Genomic DNA, 4,887 nt, shown 5'->3' with positions numbered 1-4,887 from the left:
ACCACGGTGTGGATCAACAAACCAGCAGCTCAACCCGCAGATCTACAGAACACCTGACCACGAAAACGTCTCACTTGACTTGACAGGTTCCGCCCGCGATCCGGCTACCTTCCGTGGCGAGCGCTTCGCGGCAGTTGAGTGCATCTGCAACGACCGGCAGGGGACTCACAATGCAGGTGATGGATGCACGCGCCGTGACGTGAGGACTGCCGGTTTGACGACGAGCACTGACGAACTGTTCGCGGCACGTCTCGCCTTCCCGGTGGGCGACCGGGTCCGAGGCACCGTGAGTACCGTCCCGATGGGCGCGGGACGGGCAGGCGTACTGGTAGACCTTGATCAGCCGCCGCAGGGGTGGGTCGACGCCCTACACCTGCCGGATGACTGGCCCGCGGCCGGCAAAGCTGGGCTCTTCGAGGTGTTGCAACACCGGCCCGGCCAGGTGCGGCTGTTTCCGTTGGGCGCCAGGATGCGAGGTCGTCGGACCCGCTATTCGCGCTGGTCGGGTGAGGAACGGGCCGCGATCTACCCGACCGCGACGAGCGCATGCCGGTAAAGCCCGGGGCGAGTGGCAGATCTCCGTCGTCGACGGTGTCACCCAGGGGCCCGGGGTCGGCCGGCGAAGCTGGCCTATCAGCCGTTCGGTGACGGCGAGAAATGGGAGACGGCAGCTGACGAGGACGCCGACGAACTGATCCGGAGATCGGCGACGCGATAGGGCTACCCCGAATCGACACCGGGCCTCTTACGGGAGCGCGGCAGTCAGGACCGGGTACAGCTGGAACGGGACGGCCGGGAAGCCCTGGTTGGGCGTCGCGTTCCGGGGCAGCCGCCGTGGAGCTGCTGGTGCTCAGAACGGGCAGACCCTTGAGGTCCACGCGTTGGACCATCAGCTGACGGAGTGGCTGCGGAGCCCGGCTCGGCTGTTGACGTCCGAATCCCCGGAGCGGTTCATCGCAGCGCGGGTGCTGCGATGAACCGCTGTCGGCGTCGGGTCACCATTCGGTGATGAGCGGCGTGTCCGGTTCGTGCTGCCGCCAGGCTTCGGCGAGGCGGGCGAGGCGGGTGGGGGCGGCGATGCCGCGCACGGTTGTGATCTTACCGTTGGTGATGTCGAACGCCACGGCCCCGAGGACCTGGTCGCCGAGCACGAAGAGGATGGCGGGGGCGCCGTTGACGAGCGCGTAGTGGATGGCGGGCGTGCCGCCGGCAAGCCGCCGTTTCGCGGGTGTGGGTTTGAAGCCAGCCCGTACGACGGCGGCGACGCGCTGCGGAGTGTCGTACTGCAGCAGCGCCCCGGTCAGGCCGGCGCCGTCGGAGATCGCGGTCGCGTCGTCGGTGAGCAGCGCTACCAGCCGTTCGGTACGGCCTGAGGAGGCAGCGGCGAGGAATTCCTCGACGATCCTGCGGGCGGTTGCCGGATCGACTTCGCCGCCGCGGCGGCGCGCGGCGGCGATGCGGCGCCGGGCCCGGTGGAGGTGCTGCTGGCTTGCCGGCTCGGTGATGTCGAGGATCTCGGCGATCTCGGCGTGGCTGTAGGCGAACGCTTCGCGCAGGACGTAGACGGCCCGCTCGAGGGGTGACAGGCGCTCCATGAGAGTCAGCACGGCCAGGGAGACCGATTCACGCTGCTCGAAAGTGTCGGCCGGGCCGAGCATCGGGTCGCCGGCGAGGAGCGGTTCGGGCAGCCACGCGCCGACGGTGCGTTCGCGGCGGGCTTGTGCCGAGCGGAGCCGGTCGAGGCACAGGTTGGTGACGACCTTGGTCAGCCATGCTTCCGGCACCTTGATTCGCTGCCGGTCGGCGGACTGCCAGTGCAGGAACGCCTCCTGCACGGCGTCTTCGGCGTCGGCGGCGGAGCCCAGCAGCCGGTACGCCAGTGAGTCCAGCCGGTTCCGGCTGGCCTCGAACCGACTGGTGTCGAAGCGATCAGTGGCGGTGCTGTCCACGGGGGCCACCCTAGGCGGCTACGCCGACCGTTTTCTTGGCGGACGCATCCGGCGCGGCGACCAGGCGGTGCTTGCGCTTGGGCAGGCCGAAGGTCGGGTGCGAGGTGGCCCACAGCGAGATCTTGAGGATGCCCGACTTGATCCGCGCGGCCTTCCGGCCGCCCACGTACGTCGGCTTTGCTTGCGCTTCGTCGTCGACCAACTGCAGGATCCCGTCCCGCCGCCCGAGGCTGATGTGGTTGCCCGGGTAGACCAGCTTGGTGTTCGCGATCTTGCGGCCGGTCAGGCGTCCCACGATCGCCTCGATGGCCTGCTGGCCGGTGAAGCCGGCCGAGGCGCAGGACATCGGCAGCGGCCGGCCGTTGTCGCCGATCGCGTAGGCGCTGTCGCCGGCGGCGTAGACGTTCGGGTGCGAGACCGACCGCATGGTGCGATCGACGACGATCCTACCGTTCTCGGTGACCTCCAGCCCGCTGGCGGCGGCGATGGGGTTGACCGCGAACCCTGCCGTCCACACGGTTGCGTCGGACGCCAGGGCGGTGCCGTCGGCGCACAGCACCCGCGTCGCTTCGACGGCTTCGACCTTGGCGTGCTCCAGGACGGTGATGCCCAGCCGGGCGCAGGCCCGGCGCAGGTGGCTGCGGGCTCCGACGGAGAGCCGGGCGCCCAGCTCGCCGCGGGCGACCAGCGCCACCGACAGGCCGGGCCGGGCCTCGGCGATCTCGGTCGCGGTCTCGATACCGGTCAACCCGTCGCCGACGACCAGCACACGCCCGCCTTCGCCCCGCCTGCCCAGGCTGTCCAGGCGCTCGCGCAGGCGCAGCGCCGAGGGCCGGGCGGCGATGTCGAAGGCGTGCTCGACCACGCCGGGGACGCCGTGGTCGTCGCCGTGGCTGCCAAGCGCGTAGAGAAGCGTGTCGTAGCCGAGCTCGCCGCCGCCGTCGGCGTCGGCCACGACGACGACCTGGCGCTCGGGGTCGACGGCGGTGACCCGGGCCAGGCGCAGCCGTATCCCGGTGCCCGCGAAGACGTCGGCGAGTTTCGGAGCCTTGATCTCGTGGCCGGCCGCGAGCTCGTGCAGCCGCAGCCGCTGGACGAAGTCCGGCTCGGCGTTGACCACGGTGATCTCGGTGTCCGCCGGGGACAGCCGGCGGGCCAGGTTCCCGGCCACGTGGGCTCCGGCGTAGCCGGCGCCGAGGACGACGATTCGGTGCTTCATGGGTTGCTCCCGTCGGTTCGCTTGCCTCCGCGAGTTGAGCGGAACGGCACCCCGATTACTGACAGGAACCGCATGTGGCATGGGTCACATAGCCCCGCCAGGTGGCATCGCGGGCAGCGAAGGTGGCATTGACCAGCTTCGCCACCGCGGCGCGCAGATTGTCGACGGTGACGAAGACCCGGCGCACGTGCCGCAGCGAAGCCTCGGTCTCGCCGCGCTCCCCTGTCGCCACGATCGCCCGGATGCCCATGCGCGTCCCCAGCACGAACAGCGCCAGCAGCAGCCGACGCTGGAGGGTGGGCCGGTCGAGTGCTCGTACGCGCGACGGAGGAGAACTCGTCGGTGAAGCCGGTAAGAAGTCGGCGTTCCGCACCCCTCAACCTGATCGCAGCCGTGCAGTACCTGTCCGCCACCGCTAACGGGGGTGAGTACATGCACACCGTCCTGGCAGAGACCGCCCTGCTGCTGGTCGCCGCGTCTGTGGCACTCGTGATCACCACGACCGCCGGTATCCAGGTCGTCCGGCGCACCGCAGCAGACCAGCACACTGCCGGTGCCGGAGCCACAACGGCGTAGTCGTCCCAGTCGTCCGAACGGGATTGGTGCTGCCGGTGCGACGGCACGCCATACATCCGCTCATCGCGAGGACCACTTGACCCTGCCCGCATAATGCCAGGATGACTGGCGACCGCGTGATGTTGGACGGCTCGCGGCCTTTCCAGGAACGCGTCCGGCACCTCCGCGATGCCTGGGTCCGGGACGGACGCGGTGGTGCTTCCCTGGTCACCGGCACGGCGTTCTTCGCGGTGTACTGCTGGAGCTTGAACCACAAGATCGGCGACCCGACGGCTCCGGCGTACGATGCCGAGCTGGCCGAGTTCGTCGCCGCCTCGTACGAACTCAATGGCGGGTCCGTCGGCTGGAACGCCATGCTCACCAGCCGCGAGATCTGTTCCACCTGCCATGACCGGTACCGACTGGAGAACCTCGGGATCTGCACCGGCTGCATGCGATACACCTGCTACGGCTGCGGCGATCATGAATGCTGCACCGGCGAGCTGCTCTGATCGCGACGCTGTCGGTCAGATGAACTGGGCGTTCTCGTCCCAGCGTTCGTCGGCGACATCGACAGAGCCCAAGATGTCGAAAACTGAAACCTGCCGGGTGGCCAGCCCGGCGGGGATCTCCCGGTCCGCGCTGTTGGAACCCAGCCGCCACCGTGCACGGAGGCAGTCGGGCTGCTGCGCCGGCTCCGGTTGTCCGGCGCGCTACGGCTGGCCCACCGGCTCGTGGCGCTGGTCCGCACGCTGTCCGCCGGGCTCAACCCGTACGCGTCCGCCTGGGTCCGCACCTGGCGGGCCTGTCTGTCCCGGGTCCCCGGTCGGGCCGTGACGAGATGCACCAGGCCACGCCATGTACCCCACGTCCTCCAGCGGGTGGCCAGACGCAGCCAGATCGAGGTCGATGAACGCGACCAGCTGGCCGCAGCGGAAGACCGTGTTGTTCGAACCGGGGTCGTGATGGCAGACCCCGGGCCCGTGGAGACGACGAAAGACCCCCTCTATGGTGTACCGATGGCATCGGTCAGGCAGATCCAAGTCACCTTCGACTGCGCAGAACCCGAGCGGAGCAATAGTCAAGACTTGTGGATGAGAAATCTTGATCAGGCGGCTGCGGCGTCGGTCGTGTCGAGTTCGGCGGTGGGTCGTTCGACGAGTT

General features: G+C 69.2%; 8 protein-coding genes. 4 read left to right on the top strand and 4 right to left on the bottom strand.

What is annotated here, in order from left to right; translation table 11 throughout:
- Nucleotides 1–556: hypothetical protein (locus AB0G14_RS34670; protein ID WP_357704850.1), on the top strand; the 556-nt coding region annotated here is incomplete at its 5' end.
- Between the two features lie 439 nt (nt 557–995).
- On the opposite strand, the gene AB0G14_RS34665 is transcribed toward AB0G14_RS34670, so the two are convergent.
- The 3 genes from AB0G14_RS34665 to AB0G14_RS34655 are packed head-to-tail and all read right to left on the bottom strand — an operon-like array spanning nt 996 to nt 3,541.
- Nucleotides 996–1,949 (bottom strand): sigma-70 family RNA polymerase sigma factor, encoded by a 954-nt coding sequence (locus AB0G14_RS34665; RefSeq protein ID WP_357704848.1) that lies wholly within the window; start codon nt 1,947–1,949, stop codon nt 996–998.
- Nucleotides 1,950–1,959: 10 nt separating this feature from the next.
- Nucleotides 1,960–3,168, bottom strand: a complete 1,209-nt coding sequence (locus AB0G14_RS34660; RefSeq protein WP_357704846.1) for an FAD-dependent oxidoreductase — start codon at nt 3,166–3,168, stop codon at nt 1,960–1,962.
- Nucleotides 3,169–3,223: 55 nt separating this feature from the next.
- The gene (locus tag AB0G14_RS34655) at nt 3,224–3,541 is read right to left on the bottom strand and encodes a Tn3 family transposase (protein WP_357704844.1); all 318 of its coding nucleotides are present in this window, start codon (nt 3,539–3,541) and stop codon (nt 3,224–3,226) included.
- 59 nt (nt 3,542–3,600) lie between these two features.
- Here AB0G14_RS34655 and AB0G14_RS34650 point away from each other — a divergent pair, with 59 nt between their 5' ends.
- Together AB0G14_RS34650 and AB0G14_RS34645 are read left to right on the top strand one after the other, a co-directional pair.
- Nucleotides 3,601–3,744, top strand: a complete 144-nt coding sequence (locus AB0G14_RS34650; RefSeq protein ID WP_357704842.1) for a hypothetical protein — start codon at nt 3,601–3,603, stop codon at nt 3,742–3,744.
- Between the two features lie 101 nt (nt 3,745–3,845).
- The gene (locus tag AB0G14_RS34645; protein ID WP_357704840.1) at nt 3,846–4,235 is read left to right on the top strand and encodes a hypothetical protein; all 390 of its coding nucleotides are present in this window, start codon (nt 3,846–3,848) and stop codon (nt 4,233–4,235) included.
- 201 nt (nt 4,236–4,436) lie between these two features.
- Here the strand turns inward: AB0G14_RS34645 and AB0G14_RS34640 are convergent, their stop codons facing one another.
- A complete protein-coding gene (locus tag AB0G14_RS34640; protein ID WP_357704852.1) occupies nt 4,437–4,646 on the bottom strand; it encodes a hypothetical protein in 210 nt (69 codons plus the stop codon).
- On the opposite strand from AB0G14_RS34640, the gene AB0G14_RS34635 reads away from it, so the two are divergent.
- On the top strand, nt 4,605–4,887 hold a 283-nt coding region (locus AB0G14_RS34635; RefSeq protein WP_357704854.1), incomplete at its 3' end, for a hypothetical protein. The genes AB0G14_RS34640 and AB0G14_RS34635 overlap by 42 nt on opposite strands.

Origin of the sequence: Micromonospora sp. NPDC023814, from assembly GCF_040639595.1 — a bacterium.
GTDB lineage: Bacteria > Actinomycetota > Actinomycetes > Mycobacteriales > Micromonosporaceae > Micromonospora.
This window is presented reverse-complemented; position numbering and strand designations above follow the sequence as displayed.